At 32.2% G+C, this 21,554-nt stretch carries 27 protein-coding genes and 1 pseudogene; 2 read left to right on the forward strand and 26 right to left on the reverse strand.

Annotated elements, in window-relative coordinates:
* Positions 1 to 107: 107 nt before the first annotated feature.
* From rplB to FVE72_RS10680, 15 genes and pseudogenes are all read right to left on the reverse strand, one after another.
* Positions 108 to 935 carry a 50S ribosomal protein L2 gene (rplB, locus tag FVE72_RS10610; protein ID WP_026738300.1) on the reverse strand — a complete coding sequence of 276 codons (828 nt, stop codon included), beginning with the start codon at positions 933 to 935 and terminating at the stop codon, positions 108 to 110.
* 85 nt (positions 936 to 1,020) lie between these two features.
* On the reverse strand, positions 1,021 to 1,311 hold the full coding sequence (gene rplW / locus FVE72_RS10615; RefSeq protein WP_006807246.1) for a 50S ribosomal protein L23: 291 nt from the start codon (positions 1,309 to 1,311) through the stop codon (positions 1,021 to 1,023).
* Complete coding sequence (gene rplD / locus FVE72_RS10620) at positions 1,311 to 1,955, reverse strand: 50S ribosomal protein L4 (RefSeq protein ID WP_006807204.1); 645 nt, start codon at positions 1,953 to 1,955, stop codon at positions 1,311 to 1,313. Before rplD ends, rplW begins: the two co-directional genes overlap by 1 nt.
* Before the next feature lie 24 nt (positions 1,956 to 1,979).
* Positions 1,980 to 2,612 (reverse strand): 50S ribosomal protein L3, encoded by a 633-nt coding sequence (gene rplC / locus FVE72_RS10625; RefSeq protein ID WP_232049511.1) that lies wholly within the window; start codon positions 2,610 to 2,612, stop codon positions 1,980 to 1,982.
* A 49-nt stretch (positions 2,613 to 2,661) separates the two neighbouring features.
* Complete coding sequence (gene rpsJ / locus FVE72_RS10630) at positions 2,662 to 2,967, reverse strand: 30S ribosomal protein S10 (protein ID WP_026738301.1); 306 nt, start codon at positions 2,965 to 2,967, stop codon at positions 2,662 to 2,664.
* Positions 2,968 to 2,996: 29 nt separating this feature from the next.
* A pseudogene (gene tuf / locus FVE72_RS10635) lies at positions 2,997 to 4,179 on the reverse strand (elongation factor Tu).
* Between the two features lie 47 nt (positions 4,180 to 4,226).
* Complete coding sequence (gene fusA, locus FVE72_RS10640; protein ID WP_026738302.1) at positions 4,227 to 6,305, reverse strand: elongation factor G; 2,079 nt, start codon at positions 6,303 to 6,305, stop codon at positions 4,227 to 4,229.
* A gap of 64 nt (positions 6,306 to 6,369) precedes the next feature.
* Entirely contained in the window at positions 6,370 to 6,840 is a 471-nt protein-coding gene (rpsG, locus tag FVE72_RS10645) for a 30S ribosomal protein S7 (RefSeq protein ID WP_006806296.1), read from the reverse strand.
* 29 nt (positions 6,841 to 6,869) lie between these two features.
* Positions 6,870 to 7,256, reverse strand: coding sequence for a 30S ribosomal protein S12 (rpsL, locus tag FVE72_RS10650; protein WP_006806306.1), 387 nt, complete (start codon positions 7,254 to 7,256; stop codon positions 6,870 to 6,872).
* A gap of 758 nt (positions 7,257 to 8,014) precedes the next feature.
* Complete coding sequence (locus tag FVE72_RS10655) at positions 8,015 to 8,560, reverse strand: inorganic diphosphatase (protein WP_081724211.1); 546 nt, start codon at positions 8,558 to 8,560, stop codon at positions 8,015 to 8,017.
* Between the two features lie 161 nt (positions 8,561 to 8,721).
* Complete coding sequence (locus FVE72_RS10660; RefSeq protein ID WP_026738304.1) at positions 8,722 to 9,234, reverse strand: hypothetical protein; 513 nt, start codon at positions 9,232 to 9,234, stop codon at positions 8,722 to 8,724.
* Between the two features lie 146 nt (positions 9,235 to 9,380).
* Entirely contained in the window at positions 9,381 to 9,677 is a 297-nt protein-coding gene (locus tag FVE72_RS10665; RefSeq protein WP_026738305.1) for a hypothetical protein, read from the reverse strand.
* 30 nt (positions 9,678 to 9,707) lie between these two features.
* The gene (locus FVE72_RS10670; RefSeq protein ID WP_026738306.1) at positions 9,708 to 10,673 is read right to left on the reverse strand and encodes a hypothetical protein; all 966 of its coding nucleotides are present in this window, start codon (positions 10,671 to 10,673) and stop codon (positions 9,708 to 9,710) included.
* A gap of 18 nt (positions 10,674 to 10,691) precedes the next feature.
* Entirely contained in the window at positions 10,692 to 11,369 is a 678-nt protein-coding gene (locus FVE72_RS10675; protein ID WP_026738307.1) for a hypothetical protein, read from the reverse strand.
* Positions 11,370 to 11,395: 26 nt separating this feature from the next.
* Entirely contained in the window at positions 11,396 to 13,336 is a 1,941-nt protein-coding gene (locus FVE72_RS10680; protein ID WP_026738308.1) for an ABC-F family ATP-binding cassette domain-containing protein, read from the reverse strand.
* A gap of 147 nt (positions 13,337 to 13,483) precedes the next feature.
* Between FVE72_RS10680 and FVE72_RS10685 the strand changes: the two genes are divergently transcribed.
* Positions 13,484 to 14,005 (forward strand): hypothetical protein, encoded by a 522-nt coding sequence (locus FVE72_RS10685; protein ID WP_026738309.1) that lies wholly within the window; start codon positions 13,484 to 13,486, stop codon positions 14,003 to 14,005.
* Positions 14,006 to 14,090: 85 nt separating this feature from the next.
* On the opposite strand, the gene FVE72_RS10690 is transcribed toward FVE72_RS10685, so the two are convergent.
* The 4 genes from FVE72_RS10690 to FVE72_RS10705 all read right to left on the reverse strand — a co-directional run bounded on the left by FVE72_RS10690 (position 14,091) and on the right by FVE72_RS10705 (position 16,183).
* A complete protein-coding gene (locus FVE72_RS10690; protein WP_051411797.1) occupies positions 14,091 to 14,570 on the reverse strand; it encodes an LURP-one-related/scramblase family protein in 480 nt (159 codons plus the stop codon).
* A 29-nt stretch (positions 14,571 to 14,599) separates the two neighbouring features.
* A complete protein-coding gene (locus tag FVE72_RS10695; protein ID WP_026738311.1) occupies positions 14,600 to 15,487 on the reverse strand; it encodes a DMT family transporter in 888 nt (295 codons plus the stop codon).
* A gap of 161 nt (positions 15,488 to 15,648) precedes the next feature.
* Complete coding sequence (locus FVE72_RS10700) at positions 15,649 to 15,912, reverse strand: DUF2442 domain-containing protein (protein ID WP_006806299.1); 264 nt, start codon at positions 15,910 to 15,912, stop codon at positions 15,649 to 15,651.
* A gap of 16 nt (positions 15,913 to 15,928) precedes the next feature.
* Positions 15,929 to 16,183, reverse strand: coding sequence for a DUF4160 domain-containing protein (locus tag FVE72_RS10705; protein ID WP_026738312.1), 255 nt, complete (start codon positions 16,181 to 16,183; stop codon positions 15,929 to 15,931).
* Positions 16,184 to 16,314: 131 nt separating this feature from the next.
* Here FVE72_RS10705 and FVE72_RS10710 point away from each other — a divergent pair, with 131 nt between their 5' ends.
* Positions 16,315 to 17,247, forward strand: coding sequence for a YeiH family protein (locus FVE72_RS10710; protein ID WP_006806308.1), 933 nt, complete (start codon positions 16,315 to 16,317; stop codon positions 17,245 to 17,247).
* 64 nt (positions 17,248 to 17,311) lie between these two features.
* Here the strand turns inward: FVE72_RS10710 and FVE72_RS10715 are convergent, their stop codons facing one another.
* From FVE72_RS10715 to ftsZ, 7 genes are all read right to left on the reverse strand, one after another.
* Complete coding sequence (locus FVE72_RS10715; protein WP_026738313.1) at positions 17,312 to 17,824, reverse strand: hypothetical protein; 513 nt, start codon at positions 17,822 to 17,824, stop codon at positions 17,312 to 17,314.
* 104 nt (positions 17,825 to 17,928) lie between these two features.
* Positions 17,929 to 18,573 carry a DUF937 domain-containing protein gene (locus FVE72_RS10720; protein WP_006806294.1) on the reverse strand — a complete coding sequence of 215 codons (645 nt, stop codon included), beginning with the start codon at positions 18,571 to 18,573 and terminating at the stop codon, positions 17,929 to 17,931.
* A gap of 2 nt (positions 18,574 to 18,575) precedes the next feature.
* On the reverse strand, positions 18,576 to 19,130 hold the full coding sequence (locus FVE72_RS10725) for a hypothetical protein (RefSeq protein WP_006806289.1): 555 nt from the start codon (positions 19,128 to 19,130) through the stop codon (positions 18,576 to 18,578).
* Between the two features lie 201 nt (positions 19,131 to 19,331).
* The gene (gene rpsR, locus FVE72_RS10730) at positions 19,332 to 19,565 is read right to left on the reverse strand and encodes a 30S ribosomal protein S18 (RefSeq protein ID WP_006806301.1); all 234 of its coding nucleotides are present in this window, start codon (positions 19,563 to 19,565) and stop codon (positions 19,332 to 19,334) included.
* A 25-nt stretch (positions 19,566 to 19,590) separates the two neighbouring features.
* Positions 19,591 to 20,004: a single-stranded DNA-binding protein gene (locus tag FVE72_RS10735; RefSeq protein ID WP_006806317.1), complete on the reverse strand. Its 414-nt coding sequence runs from the start codon at positions 20,002 to 20,004 to the stop codon at positions 19,591 to 19,593.
* 66 nt (positions 20,005 to 20,070) lie between these two features.
* Positions 20,071 to 20,355: a 30S ribosomal protein S6 gene (rpsF, locus tag FVE72_RS10740; protein WP_006806302.1), complete on the reverse strand. Its 285-nt coding sequence runs from the start codon at positions 20,353 to 20,355 to the stop codon at positions 20,071 to 20,073.
* Positions 20,356 to 20,448: 93 nt separating this feature from the next.
* Positions 20,449 to 21,546, reverse strand: coding sequence for a cell division protein FtsZ (gene ftsZ, locus FVE72_RS10745; RefSeq protein WP_026738315.1), 1,098 nt, complete (start codon positions 21,544 to 21,546; stop codon positions 20,449 to 20,451).
* Positions 21,547 to 21,554: the final 8 nt, after the last annotated feature.

Consider the following 21,554-nt stretch of genomic DNA (forward strand, 5'->3'; position numbering starts at 1 on the left):
TCATTATTTTCTGTCATTATACTAATCGAGTTCATGTTTGCAGCACACATCTTTTAATATTTCTATTAAAGATGTGTCAAGCAACATTTATATATATTTCCGATTTACTATTTTTTTCTTTTTCTAACGATGAATTTATCACTAAGTTTTTTACCTCTTGTTTTCTTACCGAGAGTAGGTTTACCCCAAGGAGTAACAGGTGATTTTCTTCCTATAGGCGATCTTCCTTCTCCTCCTCCGTGTGGGTGATCCACAGGGTTCATTACCGATCCTCTTACATGAGGTTTTCTACCTAAGTGTCTGTTTCTTCCCGCTTTTCCTAATGATACAAGAGAGTGTTCGGAATTTCCTACTGTTCCGATTGTAGCCATACATTCTTTATGTAAAAGTCTTAATTCTCCTGAAGGCAATTCAACGTGACAGTAAGTTCCTTCTTTTGCTACAAGTCTTGCAGAAGTTCCTGCAGATCTTGCCAACTGTCCGCCTTTACCCGGCATCAATTCTACGTTATGTATAACTGTCCCTATCGGTAAATCTTTTAATTTCAATGCATTTCCCGGTTTGATTTCAGCTGAATCTCCTGCTAAAACAGTATCTCCTTTTTTCAATCCGTTCGGTGCAAGTATATATCTTTTTTCTCCGTCAACATAATGCAATAATGCGATATTAGCCGTTCTGTTAGGATCATATTCAATAGTAGCAACCTTCGCAGGAACACCTATTTTATTTCTTTTCCAGTCTATTACTCTGTAAAGTCTTTTGTGTCCTTTGTGTCTGTTTCTACCTGTTCTGTGTCCGTAATTATCAATTCCGTAAGACGACCCCAGAGGTTCTGTCAGAGATTTTTCAGGTCTTACTTTATCTAACTCATGATTGACTAATATCGACATATGCCTTGTCCCACTAGTCATCGGTTTTAATTTCTTAATCGGCATAACTTTTTTACCTCCAATTCTTTTTATGACGTTTTTACAACGTTTTTATATTATATCATTTTTCTTATGTAATTCCTATAAAAAATTATAGATTTTGTTCATAAGATGCTATTTTTTCTCCGTCCTGTAATTTAACGATTGCTTTTTTTATAGCCGGAGTTTTATACATGGACATTCTGAATCTTTCCATTTTAGGTTTTACATTCAATGTATTTACACTCGCAACTTTTACATTGAATAATTTTTCCACAGCTTCTCTTATTTGTAATTTGTTAGCTCTTCTGTCTACTATGAAAACGTATTCGTTGCTTTCCATTAAGATTCTTGCTTTTTCAGTGTTTACCACAGGTTTTTTAATTATATCCGTAATATGCATTATGCCAACACCTCCTCGATAGTTGCAAGAGCCTCTTTAGTAACAACTATTTTATCCTGTTTTATCAACCAGAAAATGCTTAAACTTCTTGAATCCAAAGTCATTACTTTTTCCAAGTTTCTTACTGAATATTCAAGGTTTATATCTCTATTGAATGTTTCTCCGTTATAGTCAGCTATGAATAATTGTTTTTCTCCTGCGAAATTTAATGCTTTTGCAAATTGCACAAAAGTCTTAGTTTTCGGTACATCCAATGTGAAGTCATCCAACACTATTAAATCTCCGTTATTTATTTTTGTGGCCAATGCCGATCTTAAAGCTAATCTTCTTACTTTTTTATTTACTTTTTTAGTATAATCTCTCGGTTTAGGACCGTGAACAACTCCACCGCCTACCATATGAGGAGCTCTTGTAGAACCTTGTCTTGCTCTACCTGTTCCTTTTTGTCTGAAAGGTTTTCTTCCTCCACCTCTCACTTCAGCTCTTGTTTTTGTAGAAGCATTTCCTTCTCTTGCTCCTGCCAACTCTGCAACCAGAACTTCGTGCATAACTGTTTTATTCGGCTCAATTCCGAATATTTCTTCTTTTACTTCAACAGTTCCCGCTTTTGAACCGTCTAATTTATATGTATTTAAAACTGGCATTTTATCCTCCTCTCTTTTCCTCTATTAGTATTTCTTAACCGATTTTTTGATAACAAGATATCCGTTTTTAGGTCCCGGAACAGCACCTTTTACTAACAACAGATTGTTTTCAGCATCAAATTTAACTACTTTAAGGTTTTGAACAGTCACTTGCTCATTTCCCAATCTTCCTGCCATTTTTTTACCTTTAGGTACATTACTGTTTGATGCAGCTCCTCCGGCGTTTGATCCTCCCAATCTATGGTTTCTTGAAACCCCGTGAGTTGCTCTGTTTCCTCCGAAATTATGTCTTTTCATAACTCCGGCAGTTCCTTTACCTTTTGAAGTTCCTACTATATCAACAAACTCGATTCCTTCCAATACGTCTACTTTAAATTCCTGACCTAATTCAAATGATTCCAATTCTGCAACTTTAAATTCTTTCAAGAATTTTTTAGGAGAAATTCCTGCTTTTTTGAATATTCCCATTTCAGGTTTTATTGTATTTTTTTCTTTTTTATCATCATATGCCAATGTTACAGCGTTATACCCGTCTTTTTCTTCGGATTTTTTTTGAACTACGAAGTTCGGTCCGGCTTCGATTACTGTAACCGGTATTAATTTTTCATTTTCGAAAATTTGTGTCATTCCGATTTTTTTACCTAATATCATTTTTATTTAGCCTCCTTAATATATTGGTTGGTATTTTTACCAACTTGTATTAAGCCTATAATTGCTTAATTTCTATTCCTACACCTGACGGCAAGTTTAATGAACTCAATGCCGCAATAATTTGTTGACTTGAATTTTTAATTTCAACAAATCTTCTGTGTATTCTCATTTCAAATTGTTCTCTTGAATCTTTATTTACGTGAACCGATCTTAAAACAGTATACTTTTTAGTTTTAGTAGGTAAAGGAAGAGGTCCGGCCAATTCCGAACCGTTTTTCTTTACTACTTCAGCTATTTTTTTTGCAGACTGATCTAATAATTTATGGTCGTAAGATTGAAGATATATTCTTAATTTATCCAAAGTTCTTCCTCCTAATTATTCTGAAATTATTATTTAACGATAGTTGCAACAACTCCTGAAGCTACCGTTCTTCCACCTTCTCTTATCGCAAATCTTAATCCTTCTTCCATTGCGATAGGGTGTATCAATTCTACTGACATTTCTATATTATCTCCAGGCATTACCATTTCCACTCCGTCAGGCAAGTTTACTTCTCCTGTTATATCTGTCGTTCTGAAGTAAAATTGTGGTTTGTATCCTGTAAAGAATGGTGTATGTCTTCCTCCTTCATCTTTTGTCAATACGTATACTTCCGATTTGAACGATGTATGAGGTTTTACTGATCCAGGTTTTGCCAATACTTGTCCTCTTTCCACTTCTTCTTTCTTAGTTCCTCTTAACAATGCTCCGATGTTATCTCCTGCTTGTCCTGAATCCAATAACTTTCTGAACATTTCTACTCCTGTTACTGTTGTTTTGCTGTAGGTTTGATTCCTATTATTTCCACTTCTTCCCTACTTTTACTACTCCTCTTTCTACTCTTCCTGTCACTACTGTTCCTCTTCCTGTTATTGTAAATACATCTTCTATAGGCATCAAGAACGCTTGGTCTACCGGTCTTTCAGGTGTAGGCACATAACTGTCTACTGCATCCATCAATTCCATTATTTTATCTTCCCATTGTCCTTCTCCGTTTAATGCTCCTAAAGCAGATCCTTTTACTATAGGTATTTCATCTCCAGGGAATGAGTATTCTGTCAATAATTCTCTTACTTCCATTTCTACTAATTCCAACAACTCTTCGTCGTCTACCATATCAACTTTATTCAAGAATACTACTATATAAGGAACTCCAACCTGTCTTGCAAGCAAGATGTGTTCTCTTGTTTGAGGCATAGGTCCGTCAGCTGCAGAAACTACCAATATAGCTCCGTCCATTTGTGCAGCTCCTGTTATCATGTTTTTTACATAATCCGCGTGTCCCGGACAGTCAACGTGTGCATAGTGTCTGTTTGCTGTTTCATACTCAATGTGAGCCGTGTTAATTGTTATTCCTCTTTCTCTTTCTTCAGGTGCCTGATCTATGTTTTCAAAATCTACTTTTTCAGCCAATCCTTTGTCAGATAATACTTTGGATATAGCTGCTGTCAATGTTGTTTTCCCGTGGTCTACGTGTCCTATAGTTCCAACGTTTACGTGTGGTTTACTTCTCTCAAATTTAGCTTTTGCCATTATCTCTTTCCTCCGTTTTCATTATTATTTTTAATATTTTATTTAATTTATTTACCTTGTCTTTCAGCTATTACCTGTTGAGCTATATTATTCGGAACCTGTACATATTTTTCAAATTCCATTGAATAAGATGCTCTTCCTTGAGTTTTCGATCTCAAGTCTGTTGCATAACCGAACATTTGTGACAACGGTACTTGTGCGTTAATTATTTTTGCATTGTTTCTGTCAGTCATTCCTGAAACTTGTCCTCTTCTTGAGTTCAAATCTCCGATAACGTCTCCCATGTATTCTTCAGGTGTTGTAACTTCTACTTTGAATATAGGTTCCAACAATACAGGATTTGCAGCTCTCATAGCTTTTTTAATAGCCATTGACCCTGCTATTTTAAATGCCATTTCCGATGAATCGACTTCATGGTAAGTTCCGTCATATAATGTTACTTTTACATCCTGTACAGGATATCCTGCAACAACTCCGGCTTCTAACGCTTCCTGTATACCTTTATCTACAGCTGGTATATATTCTCTAGGAATTGCTCCTCCTGTAATTTCGTTAACAAATTCATATCCTTTATCAGGATTGGATTCCACTCTGATTTTAACATGTCCGTATTGTCCTCTACCTCCGGACTGTTTAGCATATTTTTCTTCAACATCAGAATTTCCTGTAATTGTTTCTCTGTAAGCAACTTGCGGTTTACCTACATTCGCTTCGACTTTAAATTCTCTCTTCATTCTGTCTACGATAATTTCCAAGTGAAGTTCTCCCATTCCTGAAATAAGTGTTTGTCCTGTTTCCTGGTTGGAAGTAACTTTAAATGTAGGATCTTCTTCTGCCAATTTCGCAAGAGCTGTTCCCATTTTTTCCTGATCGGCTTTTGTTTTAGGCTCAACAGCTATTTGTATAACTGTATCAGGGAATTCCATTTTTTCCAATATTATAGGTTTGTTTTCATCACAAAGAGTATCTCCCGTTGTAGTTTCCTTCAATCCTACTGCCGCAGCTATATCTCCGGAGTAAACTATATCAAGTTCTTCTCTTTTGTTAGCATGCATTTGAAGCAATCTTCCCATTCTTTCTTTTTTACCTTTTGTCGAGTTCAATACATAAGAACCTTTGTTTAAAATTCCTGAGTAAACTCTGAAGAATGACAATCTTCCTACAAACGGATCTGTCAATATTTTAAATGCCAATGCTGCGAAAGGCTCTTCATCTGAAGGTTGTCTTTCCATAGGCGATTCAGTTTTAGGATCTATACCTTTTACAGCTCCTATATCTAAAGGTGACGGCATGTAATAAACTACTGCATCAAGTAAAGGTTGTATTCCTTTGTTTTTAAATGCTGTTCCGCATAAAACCGGAACTACTATTCCACCTATTGTAGCAATTCTTATAGCTTTTCTTATTTCATCTTCGGAAATTTCTTCTCCTCCGAAATATTTTTCCATTAATGCTTCATCAGTTTCAACTACAGATTCCAACATATGTTCTCTTGCTATTTGAGCTTCTTCCAATAATTCAGGTCTTACATCGGCTATATCATAGTCAGCTCCCATAGTATCATCTTTAAACAGATATTCTTTCATTGTTATCAAATCTATAATACCTTCAAACGTATCTTCAGCACCTATCGGAAGTTGTATCGGTACACCGTTTCCTCCCAATTTTTGTTTAATATCACTGACACACATATTGAAGTCCGCTCCGACCCTGTCCATTTTATTTAAAAATGCCATTCTCGGTACGTTATATTTATCAGCTTGTCTCCAAACAGTTTCAGACTGAGGCTGAACTCCGTCTACTGCAGAGAATACTGCAACTGCTCCATCCAACACCCTTAACGATCTTTCAACTTCCACCGTAAAGTCCACGTGACCTGGTGTGTCTATAATGTTAATTCTGTTTCCGTTCCAGAAGGCAGTTGTCGCCGCAGAAGTTATTGTGATACCTCTTTCCTGCTCCTGTTCCATATAATCCATCGTAGCAGCTCCTTCGTGAACTTCTCCGATCTTATGGTTTACTCCCGTATAAAACAATATTCTTTCAGTCGTAGTTGTTTTCCCGGCATCTATATGTGCCATGATACCGATGTTTCTGGTATCTTTCAAAGCAACTTTTCTTGCCATTACGTTATTTCCTCCTTATAATTTTACTCATCCGACGCAGACGTACGGATAATCACAGTTCAGACTACCATTTATAATGTGCAAACGCTCTGTTAGCTTCTGCCATTTTATATGTATCGTCTTTTTTCTTAACTGATCCGCCTTCATTATTTGCAGCTGCAATCAATTCTTTTTTCAATTTGTTTACCATTCCGTATTCTTTTCTTTCTCTTGTATACTTAACTATCCATCTTATAGCTAAAGCCTGTTGTCTTTCTTTTCTCACTTCAACCGGCACTTGATAAGTCGCCCCTCCGATTCTTCTTGATCTTACTTCCAACTGAGGCCTTACATTTTCCATTGCTCTTCTGAATACTTCTATTCCTTCTTCCTGTGTTTCTTCAGCTATTTCTTTTAATGCTGTATAAAATATTTTTTCAGCTAATGATTTTTTTCCGTCTTTCATTAATCCGTTTATAAACTTCGTAACTACTTTATCATTAAATTGAGAATCAGGTAAAACGTCTCTTTTTTCCGCTCTTCTTCTTCTTGACACTTATTTGTCCTCCTTACTTTTTAAAAATTTTAGTTTGAACTTGCTGCTGCAGGTTTTTTAGCACCGTATCTTGATCTACCCTGTTTTCTGTTTACAACTCCGGCTGTATCCAAAGCTCCTCTGATTATTTTATATCTTACCCCCGGCAAATCTTTCGTTCTTCCTCCTCTTAAAAGAACAATACTGTGTTCCTGAAGATTATGTCCGATTCCCGGAATATAAGCTGTAACTTCTATTCCGTTTACCAATTTAACCCTTGCTACTTTTCTTAACGCCGAGTTAGGCTTTTTAGGTGTTGTTGTATATACTCTGACACACACACCTCTTTTTTGCGGGTTACCTTTTAATGCAGGTGATTTTTTCTTTTTCTCGGATGTACTTCTACCAAATCTTACTAATTGATTAATAGTAGGCATATTTCCTCCTTTCAACATTCTTTCTATATATTTTCTGCGTTATTTTATAAACTAAAACTTTTAAAAAGCTCATTTCTTCAATCTATGTTTCTTTATCAAACACATTGTATATCCATGTCGAATATAGCGATTTACTCTAAATTCACTCCAAAAAATATGTATAAAAATACATATTTTTTTCAACATTTAGTTTATGAGTTATAACTTGATTATTTTATAATATTTAAGCCCTTGTGTCAAGGTTTTTATAATTTTTCGGAAATATTTTTGTTATATATTTTATATTAATTTTATATTTTTGATTTATATTATATATGATTTGTGAAGGCAATTTTTACTAATTTCTGAAAATCTCTCCAAAATGTTTATTTATCTTATCTGTTTTAACTTTTTTATAATTGTATATTTTCTTCTGATTTATGCTATAATCAAATAAAAATGACAGGAGAGTATACGTGTGTAACAATATTTGGATATCAATCTCTATTAACTAAATACTTAGAACCATTTATTTGTTATATCCTTTTTCAAAAAATCAAAATTCTCTAAAAAAATAATCTTTTTTTCCTGTTCTTAAATTTATAATACTTTCTTTTTTACTTAAAAAAATATTTTTTCTTTTAATTCTGTTTTTCTAATCTCTTTAAAAAATTCTTCTTTTATCCTCAAAAAACTCTTTTGTTTTTTTATTTCTATAATTTTCTTCTGCTGTTCTATGACTTTCTGGTGATACAGTTAAAAAAATTATTATTTCCATATTATTTCTCCATTATTATTTCTGTCTTAAAAAATCTTTCTTGAAACTCCACAAGAGCTTCTATTTGATCAATAGAATATTTTTTATCCTCCGCAGTAACAATTAATTTATTTTCTATATCATCTATTCTGTAAATTATCGCCCGACATACTCCTTCAAATTCTTCTAATGGATCAAACTCCCCTAAAATATAAACATCTATTTCTTCACCGTCTTCACTTTCAGTATTAGGAATATAACCATAATTTAAAGAATAAATATATCCGTATTCCGGATGTTTATCTCCTAATTTTCTATCTACTTTCACTTTTATTTTTTGATTTAGATAATTTTTATAATTTAATAACTTCCTTTTTTTTATTATTTCAATAATTCGATTTATTGAAGAAAAATTTTCAAAAATTAAATCTTCATCATCAAATTTTATTTTATAACTTTCTTCTAAATCTGCTATTAATCTTATAAATTCTAATGAATCTACTATAATATTTTCTTCATCATCTTTTATTTTGTTTTTTTTCAGTATTTTTAATATACTCTTTTTCATTTCATTTACACCTTTCTTTTAATTTTGCCAGTAACCGTTCTTTCAAATCTTTTTATAATTTCTATTTTGTCCGGTATCTTATAACTAGAAAATTTAATTTTTAAATCATTTAAAACTCTATCTTTTCTTATATTATTTCCACCTTCTTTTCTATATAATAATTATTTTTCGTCATCATACCCGCTTTTAGGAGGAGTGTATATTGATAATTTTATTAAAACCTCCTCTTCATTATAATACGGCTTAATTTTTTTTCTTATCTTTTCCAACTCTTCTTCTGTAATATTTTCAAACTCAAACTCTACTATCGGTCTCAGTTCGTTATATTTTTTAAACTCTTCCCAGTCTATCTCTTCAAATTTTCTCTTTTTTGAAAAATATTTTTCCAGTTTCTTTCCGTACTGTTCTAAAAATTGAAATTTATCTTCTTCTTTTATTTTTTTCTTATAAAACAAAAAAGTATTACCTGCATTTGTAGATTTTTCAACATTTTCATTATAAAACTGTAATTCCTGTAAATACTTATCATAATTATTGTACCAATCTCTTCTTCTATGTATCTTAACATCTTTATAACTGTCAAATATCTTTTCTATCTCCTGAAAATCATTTCCTTTTGATTTATCATATAAAAGCTCATTTAATACGTACTTTCTGAACTCCAATCTGTCCATGACTGCAAGAAGTAGAGATAATCTTTCTTTTTTATAATAATCGTCAGGATTTTTTTCTCTTAAAAAAGCTCCGTTTGCACCATTTTCAACAATTAAAATATTTTCATATTCAGGTTTATTAGTATAAAGATATTTTGATTCGTAAGTTATCCATCCCTTTTTTTCATTATATAACTGTTAGGAGAACGTATCCCTCCGCCTCTCAGCAGATTAACGTACTCGACTTCATACTTTTCTTTATCCATTGACAGATTATAGTCTTTTTCAAATATTTCCGTTACAAGATCAAAATACTCTTCTATTTCCTGTTCTTTTTGTATTTCTCTTTTTTCCTGTTTTTTTTCTATTATATGGCTTATCAGTAACAACGAAGAAATCGTCAATATACACGATGAAAGTATCATGGATAATATAATAATTGTAAGTATTTTTAAAAATTTCACTTTATTTCACCTGCCCTTTCGGCATAATAACTACCACACTGCAACAAGCTCTTTCTCCTTATCTTTTCCCGATCTGAAGTTTTTTTCAGGGTATCCGACAAGAACTACTGTCAGTTCTTTATCGTTATAATATTTTTTTATTTCATCTCTCATTTTTTCCAATTCTTTCTTTTCGGCATTATACACTTCAAAAATTATAACAGGATGAAGATTATTGAATTTTTTAAATTCATACCAGTCTATCGTTTCAAAATCTCTCTTTTTGCTGAAATACTGACTGAATCTGTTTCCGTATTCTTTTAACTTTCTTAATGAATATCTTCCTTTTTTATCTTTTTCATCGGAAATTCCGCATTCTTCGTCTTCAACAAAAAGCATAGACCCCTGTCTTACATTATTTTTGACTGTTCCGCAATCCCACACAGGATACTGAGAATAATAATAAATTTTTCCTTCTTTATAATTATCGAATATTTTTTCTATTTCCTGAAAATCATTTCCTTTCGTTTTATCATACAAAAACTCATTAAATATATAGGGTTTGAAGCCGAATGTTTCTATCATTTCCAATAAAAATCCCGATCCCGGTTCTTCAAGAAGATGTTCTTTATTTTCAAAAACCGAATTTACTTCAGACCATGAATGTACTAAAATATAGTCATTACTCGGTGTAATCATATATGTGTTACTTTTTTCCTCTTTTTCTTTTGAAAAATATTTTGATTTATATTTTTCTTTTTCCTTTTTTTTCATTATATAAAAATCATAACCTTTAGCTATACATCCGCCACAGGATTGTCCTTTATATTTTACCGTGTATTTATCTTTATCTATTATCAGATTATATTTTTCTTTCAGCTTTTTTATTTCCGAAGCATATATTTCTTTCGCTTTGCTGTCTCTGTTCAGACCTAAAACTATATTATACATCGACATTGCAATCAGAATAAATCCAATAAAAAATGCAAAATATACTTCATTTTTACTTACTTTCATTCAGATTCCCAACTTTCTTTATTTATAAGGATTCCACGATTTTTCTACAAATTTCTGCATTTTATCGGTATGCTGAGGAAGCCCCTCGACAACTATAATATGCATTTTCTTTTTATTAGGAATATAGTATGTTATCCATGATTTTCCTGATACTCTTTTCACTTTTACGGATTTTCCTTTATACCCGTTTATTACAACATCTTTTATTTCAAGATTGTCTTTTGTATGCCCTGCTTTCAAAAGATCATCATAATTTTGTTTTGCTATTTCTTCTGTAATTTTCGTAAGGTTTATACTTTCATCTACAATATACAAAACATCCAGTGTATAAATATCAAATCCTTCTCTTGAAATTTGCATAGTTGACGGACCCGAATCAGGATCTACAAACATCATCCACCCTTCGGGATAATCTATAAATCCTACATTTTCATTTCCGAATCGGCCTTTCTTAAAATATTTTTCAGCATCTTTAAACAGCTTGTCTTTTTCTGCTTCTTTTTCGGCTAATTTTATAGATCCTTTTACAGTATTTATATCTGTTACACAAGTCAGCTCTCCCTTAGGAATATAGCAATCTTCCTGTTTTTCTTTTTTATTTGGCGTTTTTCCTGTTTTTGCCGTTCCGTTTAAAAACACTGTCATTCCAAACATTGCTCCCAAAATCAAAACTTTAAATAAATTATTCTTTCTCATTTTGACACCTTCCCTTTGCCTTAATCTTAATTCTTTTCGATTTTCTTTAATTCTTCGGACTTCTCATCCCACTCTTCCATTTTTTCCATTTCTTCCTGTTCAAGTTTATCAAACTGTTCCTGTATTTCCATCAGTTTTCCTACATCATTCTGTTTACCCGCAACCTCATATTCCCTGTTAAGCTCTTCTCTTTTCAGCGTGATTTTTTCCATTTCATCCTCGAGTTTTGCCACATCTCTTTTGAGTTTTGAAATTTTTTTGTTCAGTTCTTTCTGCTCCTGATATGATAACTTCTGTTCTTCTTTTATTTCCGTGTCCGTTCCCGAAACAGAAGTCATTTTTGCACTTTTAAGGCTCTCTTTATAGTCTTCGTAATTTCCTTTGAATTTTGTCAATCCGTTTTCATCCAAATAATAAATAGTATTGCAGACACTGTCCAAAAAATGTCTGTTATGGGAAACTACAAGCATCGTTCCGTCAAAGTCCTCGAGAGCGTCTTCCAATACTTCTATGGAATATATATCCAAATGGTTTGTCGGCTCGTCAAGTATAAGAAAATTGGCTCTTTCCATATAAAGTTTCAAAAAGGAAACTCTTACTTTTTCTCCTCCGCTTAATTTCTCCACTTTTTTCAATACATCATCACCTGAAAACAAAAATGCTCCTGCCAAAGTTCTTAAATATTCTTCGGTCAAATTCAACGAAACATTTATTTCCTGTAAAATATTATTTGCATTTGACAAATCCTGATGATCCTGATCGTAATATCCCGTTTTCACTCTTGAACCAAATTCTATTTCTCCCGTATCTTTTTTCAGCTTGTCGACTATTATTTTAAGAAGAGTGGACTTTCCTATCCCATTTTTCCCTATTATTCCTACTCTTTCTCCTTTATACAGATTAAAACTTATATTATTCAGAACTTTTTTATCTCCGAAACTTTTTTCTACATTTTTGACTTTCAGAACATTATCTCCGCTGATTCCGTCAGTTTCAAATTTCAGTTTCATTCTTTGAGGATTGAAAACAGGGTCGTCCATTCTTTCTATTCTGTCGAGAATTTTTTGTCGTCCTTTAGCCTGTCTTGCCTTAATTCCCGCACGAAATCTGTCAATGTACTCTTCCATTTTTCTGATTTTTTCCTGTTCTTTTTCATATCTTTTTATTTTCCCTTTTAAAATCATTTCTTTTTGGAGTATAAAAGATGAAAAATTTCCGTCATATTTATAAAGTTTTTTGTTTTCAATTTCATATATTCTGTTACATACATTGTTTAAAAATATTCTATCATGAGATACAAGTAAAAATGCCTTGTTATATCTCTTCAAATAATCTTCAAGCCACTCTATAGAAATCAAATCCAAATGGTTTGTGGGCTCATCGAGAATAAGTAAATCAGGCTCAAGTAACAACAGTTTCGCTAAAGAAACTCTCGTTCTTTCTCCTCCACTCAGATCTTTCAAATACAGATTATAGTATTCTTCGGTCAGTTCAAGACCTGTCAATATCTGTTTTATCTTATATTCTATCTCATAACCGTTTTTCGCTTCGTATAACGAAGACAGCTCTGCCGAACGGTTTATAAGACTTTCCAGTTCTTCTCCCGTTGCCGTTCCTAAAAGCATATTTACTTTCTGTAATTCATCCCATATTTTTCTTTCTTCGGCAAATACCGACATCATTTCTTCGTATATTGTATTTTTTTCATTGGAAAATTCGTGATTTTGAGATAAATATCCGATTTTCATTGACGGGCTTTTAATGATTTCCCCTATTTCGTTAGGATTATTTTCGGCTCCGTCCACTCTTTCCTTTCCCAATATCATTCTTATAATTGTGGATTTCCCGACTCCGTTCAATCCTACCAACCCTATTTTATCCTTTTCTTCTATGGAAAAATTTATATCTCTTAATATAAATTCTCCTGCAAACTGCTTATATACTCTGTTAAATTGGACTAAACTCATTTTTACTCCTATTTTTTTTATTTCAGTTATATTGTAGCATATTATTTGATTTCTTTCATTAAATTAAATTTTTAAAACAGTGGATATTTTTATTTATTTAATATATAATACATGTGTAATAAAAAATTTAAGAAAGAAGGTAATGCCATGAAAAAGAAAATAATCCTGATTTTCGGATTACTATTAATATTTGTGATGAGTTGCGGCGGAAAACATCCGGCAGTAAAAGATTTTGAAAGTACTATGAAAATATACCAAAGCGGAGATTTCACAAAAATGTCCCAAAATTCAGAGAATGCAACAATAAATCCCGAAGTTATGAAAACATTCGGTGAAGCATACAAAAAAATTACGTATAAAATAAACAAAACTACTGTAAATAAGGACGAAGCTATTATAAACGTAACTATGAAAGCTCCCGATTTAAGCGGTGTCATGAAAGAAGCCATCGTGAAAATAATGCAGGATCCTAAACTTCAGGCAGAAGGTTCAGATAAAATCATGACTGATTTAATAAAAGAAAAATTAAACGATGCCAATAATTTAAAATACAACGAAAAAACTTTTGATATTGTTTATAAAAAAGCACAGGACAAATGGTTTCCCGATCCTTATTCAAACAAAGAATATTTTCAAATGATAACTTTCGGAATATTGAATACTCAGTAATATATAAAGAGTCTTAAGACTTTCAAAACAAAATAGATAAGGCTGTCTCAAAATTTATTTTTTTGAAACAGCCTCTTTTATTCACTTAATTATTTTGAGAAGCTACAGCCGCATCTATCCCCAATATTATAGCCATTACAGCCGTTTCATCCTGATTATCGGCTATATCTATAAGATAAGAGTCTCCCCAAGTCATCCACTCTTTTTTTATATTTGCAATTTGAGAGCCGTTGTTTACGTCACTTATAGTATATTCATGTCCCCAAATATCGCCTGTTGTTATCCAGTCTTTACCGATTATTTCATATTTAGGTTTCAAAAAAGTAAATTTCTTTACTATCTCGATTATTTTTTCACCATTCACATATACAAAAAATTTCGGCATAAAAGTCATCAGTTTTTGTTCAATAAAGGCTATTTCTCGTTCTTCCATATTATAAACATGAAGTTTTTTCCCTAATGTAAATATTTCCCCTTCTACTTTGTATTTATCATTTCCCTCCTCATCTTTTATAGTAAATTTGTCATTAAGCGAGAATACTTTCTGCTTCATATACAATTTCACAATTCATCACTCCTTTATTATAATATTATTTAATCTTTCTGCAATTCGCTGACAAAAGTTGCTCCCAGTATGAGTATTCCTCCGATGACAGTATATATATCCGGTTTTTCTTTCAAAAAAAATGTTGACAGAAAAATGGCAACTATAGGATCTATATAACTGAAAATAGCTATTGTCTGTGCTTTCAGCTCTTTTATCGAAGAAAAATAAAGACTGTAAGTTATTCCTGTATTTAAAATCCCGACAATAAGTAACAATACTATCGTTAAAAAGTCAAAAGACAAATTTCCGAAATTTTGTGTAACAGCAGTGTACGGAAGTAAAATCACCGCCGCAATACCTATCTGCATTATAGTCATTCCGTAAGAAGATATATTTTTCAAATGTTTGTTAAGCAATATCACCGTTGCATAAATTATTGCAGCACCTACTCCGAATAATATTCCTTTTATCTGGAGATTTTCAGTTCCTCCCTCTTTAAAAATACCCGAAACAAAAATCATTCCTGTCAATGCAGCTATTACGCATATTATTTTTTTTGAAGAAAGTTTTTCTTTCAGTACAAAAGGCGAAGCTATGATTATAAATACAGGTGCCAGATAATAACATAAAGTAGCAACAGCAACGGTTGTATGGTGATATGCTTCAAATAAAAATATCCAGTGAATCCCGATTAACATACCCGATAATGATAAAATCGGAAAATTATTTTTTATTTCCGAAAAAGAGATTTTTATTTTTTTGATTTTAGTAAAAATCAGAAGAAATCCTGTTCCGATTATACCTCTTGCCAATGCAATTATACTTGACGGCAAAGGAATATGCTTTACAAATATTCCTATGGTTCCGAATATAGTCATTGCAACTATAAGCCTTATTCTTGCATTCGCTTCTTCTGTTTTTCCCTGTCTGTTCATTCTGCAGTTCCTTCCTGTTCTTTATATATAAGTTTTTCTTCTATATTGTAATACGTTTTCCCTCTAAAATCAAGGGGAATAAACTTATTTCCATACTAAAAACAAAAATACACTCTTTTTATTTCCCATAATTTGAGTGTATTTCTTTTTAAAAAGTACTTTTATTCGATTTTTTCTTTTACAATTTCTCCGTTATTCCAAAGCTCATTACAGGACAAGTCGATTTCATCATTCCAGCTTATTCCGTAACCGCCTTTATCCACTTTCACTTGTTCGAATAATCCCCGAATATTCATCAAATCTTTAAAATCTTCCCATTTTTCAAATAGCGGATTCAGATTGTATATTTTTTCTACTCCGTTTTGAAATTGTACAAGTAAATTGTAATCAGTCATTGTTTTCACATTTACTATTTTATAGAACATACCTGATCGTCTCCTTTCATTTTAGAGGCGGTAACTTGACAAATTCCTGTGTTTCCCACATTTCAAGTAACTCATTTTGATATTTTCTTCCCCATTCTTTTACCATTTCCAAAGCTTTTTTAGGCATATCTCCTTCCAGCATTTCAAGTGTTTTTATTTCAACAATTCCGGCATATTCTCCATATATACAATGAAAATGCGGAGGATTATGCTCACTTTGCTGAAAATACATTTTAATAATAATACCGTAAAATTTTGCTATAATCGGCATATTTATCCCCTCCCTCAATTAAATTATATCTTAATATTATAAAATTATCAAGCCATTCAAATTTTTTATTTACAAAAACTCTATATATTGATATATTAATATTGGAATTTTAAAAAGAACGGAGTATTAGAATGAGTAAAAAAATTGTATTTTATGCAGGATGTATTTTTGCTTTAATTCTTCCCTTAATTAAAAGTGTTCACGCTTTTGCTTCAGGGATTGCCCTTTTAACAGGAATTATTTTAGCGAGTTTTTATTTGATTTCAACCCCCAAAAACTTGGGAAAAATAAGAAAATTTACATTAAATTCGGCAGTTGTATTATTCGGTTTCGGACTTAATATAAATAAAGTTATTGCCGTGGGCAGCAAAGGAATATTACAAACTGCTGTAAGTCTCGTATTTGTAATAATAATCGGACTTATCCTTGCAAAACTGTTTAAAATGGAGAAAAAATTGTCACAATTAATAATATTCGGTACTGCTATATGCGGAGGAAGTGCCATTGCTGCAACTTCTCCTGTTATTGAAGCTTCCGACGAAGATATTGCACTATCCACAGGTATAGTATTTATTTTAAATACTGTAGCACTGTTTCTGTTTGCCTTTCTTATAAGTTATTTCAAGCTGAATGCAGAACAGACAGGTATATGGACCGCTCTAAGTATTCACGACACGAGTTCAGTCGTATCGGCAGCCGCTTTTCACAGTACGGAAGCTTTAAAAATCGCAACTATCATGAAACTCACAAGAACTCTCTGGATTATTCCCATTGTCATCATTTTAAGTTTTTTCAACAAATCGGACAGTAAAAATATAAAATTTCCGATTTTTATTCTGTTTTTCATTTTGGCATCAGTTATTGCAAGTTTTGTTAATCTACCGAGCTTCTACAGCCTGCTTACTCAGGCAGGAAAAATGTTACTTGCCCTTGCCCTTTATTTAATCGGTACATCACTAAACATAAAGACTATTAAAAAAATGACAGGCAAAAATATGGCTTTCGGGGTTACTTTATGGATATTTTCCATAATTTCAGGATATTTAATAATGATGTTTTTATAATCAACAAAAAAAGAGCTGTTTCTAAATCATTTGATTTTAAACAGTTCTTTTTTATTCTAAATTTTCATACCATTCTTTTTATTTTATAATTTCCGTTTAAAGTATTGTAAGCTGATTTTATATTTACAAATGCTATTTCCCCGTCATCTTTTCCTGTATAAGCACACTTGCTCCCAAAATTATGCTTTTTCAAATAGTCCGTTATTTCATCAATAATTTCCTGAGTTATTTCCAGTTCGCCATTTTTACCTTTCATCTCTCTTTTATCCAAAATTATTTGTATATAACTTTTTTCAATTTTTATTTCAGTTACATATTTTCTTTCCTTTAACGAATTAAACAACTTTCTTAACTCACTTTTATCCGTTTCGTTATCAATATTTATTTTTAAAGTTATCTGTTTTTTTACTTCTTCTTTACTTACCGAAACATAATAACCGTCTACTATACCGTAAGCAATAAAAATAATATTGTCCATCATATTTTCTAAAAGAGATAATCCGAATCTGTATTTTCGACTTTTTTCCGTTACAGTTTTCATTCCGTATTTATCAGCCAGCTTCTTTATAATAAGCATATTTAAACTCCTTTCACAACTTTTTATTTAAAAAGTCGTGAGGACTTATCATCCTCACTCACTTTCCGACAATTTCGAAATATCTTTCTTTACAGATCGGAAAATTACTTCTTCCCGCCTAAAAATTTTCCGACCATTCCCATTATATCGTCCATAACATTTCCGTCTTTATTTGCATCCAACATATTTGTAACAAGTCCCATCATTCCCGATGCTTTTTCATTTCCTCCAAGACTTCCGCTAAGCATTGATGTCAATGCATTCAGACCTCCCGCATCAAGGTTGTTTTCCTTTTTTTGCTGTCCTAACGCACCCAAAACAACAGGAGCCAACATTTGAAGCATTTTCATACTTCCGTTTGCATCCAGTCCGCTTGATTGAGAAACTGCATTTGCAACATTTGAAGTTTGATTTCCGAACAGATGATTCAATATTCCTTCTCCGTCTTTCAAATCAGGATTACTCAAATATCCCTGCAAATTATTAAGTATCGAGCCGTCATGTTTTGTTTCCAATGCTTTATTTAAAGATTCCGCTCCTTTTTCACTATTCGTATTTTTGTTTAGTGCTGCAAGCATAGCAGGTAATGCAGCTTCCAAGCCGTTTTTAACTTGATTTTCACTTCCTCCTATTTGCGAAGTTAATGCACCCAAATCCTGTCCTCCTAAAAGTCCTAACAATGCTTCCAAATTCATATTTCCTCCTAAATATTTTTTTATATTATAACCGAAATTGACTATTTTTGCCACTATTATATTTGCTGAGCTATAAAGATAAGTTCTCCTGTATCTTTACTTATTGTTATTGCATATTTTATTGTATTTTTATAAGATAATTCATTAGATAACGAGCCTTCTTTCATGCCTGCGAGTATTTCGGCATACAGTTTTCTGGCTTCTTCATCTTTTATATTTTCATCTGAAACTTCTATAAGATTGACTACCAAATCTTCTATCGTTCCCAAATCAGTCCCTGTTACCGAGCCTATTTTCACTACAAGGCTTGTTACTTCTATTCCGTCATAATTTATAGTATAAGCGGAATTTTTCTTTATATTAATTTTTGAATGATAATAGTTTTTATTTTCAAATGTAAGTTTTTCAAATTTTTCTATACTTATTTTATTTCTTCGGGAATTTTTTTCAAATTCTTCGATTACTTTTTCTACCGACTTATCTGAAAACACTTTAAATTCCTGAGCTTTATCCTGAATTTTATTTTTAGTTTCTTCCTTTTCTTTATTTTGACACGCAACAAAAAGTAATATCGGAAGAAGTAATATCAGCCAAACTTTTTTATTTATCATCTTAATCCCTCATTTCAGATTGTTTTAATATTTTAATTATACTATAAAATTTCAAAAATAGGAATTATTTTTACTGTTATTTTACTTAGAATTTATATACTAAAAATTTATTTGAGACTGTTCCTCTGATATTTTCATCTATAACCGCAAATAAAAAGAACTGTTTTAAAACTTTTCATTTTAAGACAGCTCTATAAATAATTATTTTTCTATTCTTGTGTAAGGCATCAAAGCTATTTGTCTTGATCTTTTTATAGCTTTTGCTATTTTTCTTTGGATTTTAGCCTCTAATCCGGTAACTCTTGCCGGAGAGATTTTTCCTTTATCGTTCATAAAGTTTTTTAATAAATCCACATTTTTATAGTTTATATCTTCTACTTTAAATTTTACTTTCGGTCTTCTTTTTCTTCTTTTAAATTCTGTAGCCGGTTTCATTACTTTAGTCACCTCCTAATTTTTCCTAAAATGGAAAATCATCGTCATCCATTATTTCGTCATTATCATTGTCAGCAAATGTTTCCTTTGGCTGTGTTCCCTGAGAATAAGATGAAGACTGTTGTTGTCCCTGTCCTCCTGCTGAGTCCACAAACTCAAATTTATCAACTATAATGCTGTATGTTTTTATATTTCTTCCTTCTTTTTCGTAGCTTCCCGTTTCCAATCTGCCCTGTATTGCTATTTTCTTACCTTTTCTCATATACTCGGCTATAATTTCCGCCGTTTTGTTCCATGCAACACAGTCAAAAAAATCAGTTTCGTTTCTGTTAAATTCTTTTGTTACAGCTATCGAAAATCTGCAGAAAGCTTTTCCCGATTGAGAGTATTTCAACTCGGGATCTTTTGTCAATCTTCCGATTAATAGTACTTGGTTCATATTTTCCCCCTCGAATTTTTTAATTTATTATAAAATTAAATTTATAACCCCCGTAAAATTTTATGATTAGTCATTTCTAACTATCATATATTTCAATATTGATTCAGAAATGTTTAATTTTGCTTCTACTTCAGGCAATTTTGTTCCGTCAATTTGGAATAATGTCAAAACATAATATCCGTTTTCTTTTTTCTTAATAGGATATGCAAGTTTTCTGTCTCCCCAAACTTCAGTTTTCAATTCTGCAGCGCCCGCTTTAGTCAATGTATCTTCAACTAATGCTATTCCGGCTTTTTTTTCTTCATCGCTTAACTGAGTAGAAAGTATAAACATAATTTCGTAATTTTTCATTTGTTCTTCTCCTTTCCTTCGGCTTTTCAGCCCTATTTCAAAATAGAGCAGGTTTTTTTATTTTATCAAAAAAATTGTATAAAATCAAGTTATTTATTCATCTTTTGAAAAAAATGAAGGTACTACAAATTGTGTAGGTTGGCTTTCAGCGTCATCTTTCAGAAGTTTTCCGTCTTCAACATCATTTTTATCGGAATTAATTTCGACATTTTCTCCAAATCCCGAAAATACTGTTCCTTCAAAAGATTTATTGTATTTTCCCTGGAAATCCGTAGCAATTATAGACACTCTTATTGTTCCTTCCAATTCAGGATCAATTATAACTCCCCATATTAAACTTGCTCCTGCATTTCCCGTTTTGTGAGAAACTGTTTCGGAAACTTCTTTTATTTCATGAAGTCCTATATCAGGACCTGCAGTTATATTAAGTAGAACTTTTCTTGCTCCTTCTATGGAATTTTCAAGTAACGGACTGTTTAATGCCTGTTCTGTAGCTGTTTTCGCTTTTCCGTCACCTGTTGCTTCTCCGAATCCCAACATTGCTATTCCCGAATTATTCATCGTAGTTTTTACATCGGCAAAATCAAGGTTTACATATCCCTGTTTAGTTATCAGATCAGATATCCCTTTAATCCCCACTCTTAACACACTGTTCGCTTCTTTAAATGCCGTCATCAAAGTTATACTGACATTGGGCAATTCAAACAGTTTTTCATTAGGTATGGCTATTAATGTATCTACATTCTGTTTTAAATTTTCTATTCCCAATTCGGCATTTTTCTTTTTCAAAGGTCCCTCAAATTCAAAAGGTTTTGTTACTACGGCAACCGTTAAAATATTCATATTTTTTGCGATTTCCGCAACAATAGGTGAAGCTCCGGTACCTGTTCCTCCTCCCATTCCGGCAGTTATAAACAGCATATCGGTATTTTTTAACATCTCTCTGATTTTATCTTCCGATTCTTTTGCTGCAACTCTTGCTTTTTCAGGGTCTGCTCCCGCTCCGAGACCTTCGCCTAAAAGAACTTTTGTTTCCGCTTTCGATCTTGCTAAATCCTGTGCATCGGTATTTACCGCAACAAAATCGACATCCGTTATGTCACTTTCTATCATGTCGTTTATTGCGTTTCCTCCGGCTCCTCCTACTCCTACAACTTTGAGCCTTGCTGCATTATTTGAACTCTCTCCCATGTTATCCT

The organism is Pseudoleptotrichia goodfellowii (assembly GCF_007990505.1).
Classification (GTDB): domain Bacteria; phylum Fusobacteriota; class Fusobacteriia; order Fusobacteriales; family Leptotrichiaceae; genus Pseudoleptotrichia; species Pseudoleptotrichia goodfellowii.

Bases quoted from the DNA above. Each gene is read 5' to 3' on its own strand.
- rplB (WP_026738300.1), bottom strand. From the start codon at position 935: ATGCCGATTAAGAAATTAAAACCGATGACTAGTGGGACAAGGCATATG.
- rplW (WP_006807246.1), bottom strand. From the start codon at position 1,311: ATGCATATTACGGATATAATTAAAAAACCTGTGGTAAACACTGAAAAA.
- rplD (WP_006807204.1), bottom strand. From the start codon at position 1,955: ATGCCAGTTTTAAATACATATAAATTAGACGGTTCAAAAGCGGGAACT.
- fusA (WP_026738302.1), bottom strand. From the start codon at position 6,305: ATGGCAAGAAAAGTTGCTTTGAAAGATACCAGAAACATCGGTATCATG.
- rpsL (WP_006806306.1), bottom strand. From the start codon at position 7,256: ATGCCTACTATTAATCAATTAGTAAGATTTGGTAGAAGTACATCCGAG.
- FVE72_RS10655 (WP_081724211.1), bottom strand. From the start codon at position 8,560: ATGAAAAAGAGTATATTAAAAATACTGAAAAAAAACAAAATAAAAGAT.
- FVE72_RS10660 (WP_026738304.1), bottom strand. From the start codon at position 9,234: ATGGACAGATTGGAGTTCAGAAAGTACGTATTAAATGAGCTTTTATAT.
- FVE72_RS10670 (WP_026738306.1), bottom strand. From the start codon at position 10,673: ATGAAAGTAAGTAAAAATGAAGTATATTTTGCATTTTTTATTGGATTT.
- FVE72_RS10675 (WP_026738307.1), bottom strand. From the start codon at position 11,369: ATGAGAAAGAATAATTTATTTAAAGTTTTGATTTTGGGAGCAATGTTT.
- FVE72_RS10680 (WP_026738308.1), bottom strand. From the start codon at position 13,336: ATGAGTTTAGTCCAATTTAACAGAGTATATAAGCAGTTTGCAGGAGAA.
- FVE72_RS10685 (WP_026738309.1), top strand. From the start codon at position 13,484: ATGAAAAAGAAAATAATCCTGATTTTCGGATTACTATTAATATTTGTG.
- FVE72_RS10695 (WP_026738311.1), bottom strand. From the start codon at position 15,487: ATGAACAGACAGGGAAAAACAGAAGAAGCGAATGCAAGAATAAGGCTT.
- FVE72_RS10700 (WP_006806299.1), bottom strand. From the start codon at position 15,912: ATGTTCTATAAAATAGTAAATGTGAAAACAATGACTGATTACAATTTA.
- FVE72_RS10705 (WP_026738312.1), bottom strand. From the start codon at position 16,183: ATGCCGATTATAGCAAAATTTTACGGTATTATTATTAAAATGTATTTT.
- FVE72_RS10710 (WP_006806308.1), top strand. From the start codon at position 16,315: ATGAGTAAAAAAATTGTATTTTATGCAGGATGTATTTTTGCTTTAATT.
- FVE72_RS10715 (WP_026738313.1), bottom strand. From the start codon at position 17,824: ATGCTTATTATAAAGAAGCTGGCTGATAAATACGGAATGAAAACTGTA.
- FVE72_RS10725 (WP_006806289.1), bottom strand. From the start codon at position 19,130: ATGATAAATAAAAAAGTTTGGCTGATATTACTTCTTCCGATATTACTT.
- rpsR (WP_006806301.1), bottom strand. From the start codon at position 19,565: ATGAAACCGGCTACAGAATTTAAAAGAAGAAAAAGAAGACCGAAAGTA.
- FVE72_RS10735 (WP_006806317.1), bottom strand. From the start codon at position 20,004: ATGAACCAAGTACTATTAATCGGAAGATTGACAAAAGATCCCGAGTTG.
- rpsF (WP_006806302.1), bottom strand. From the start codon at position 20,355: ATGAAAAATTACGAAATTATGTTTATACTTTCTACTCAGTTAAGCGAT.
- ftsZ (WP_026738315.1), bottom strand. From the start codon at position 21,546: ATGGGAGAGAGTTCAAATAATGCAGCAAGGCTCAAAGTTGTAGGAGTA.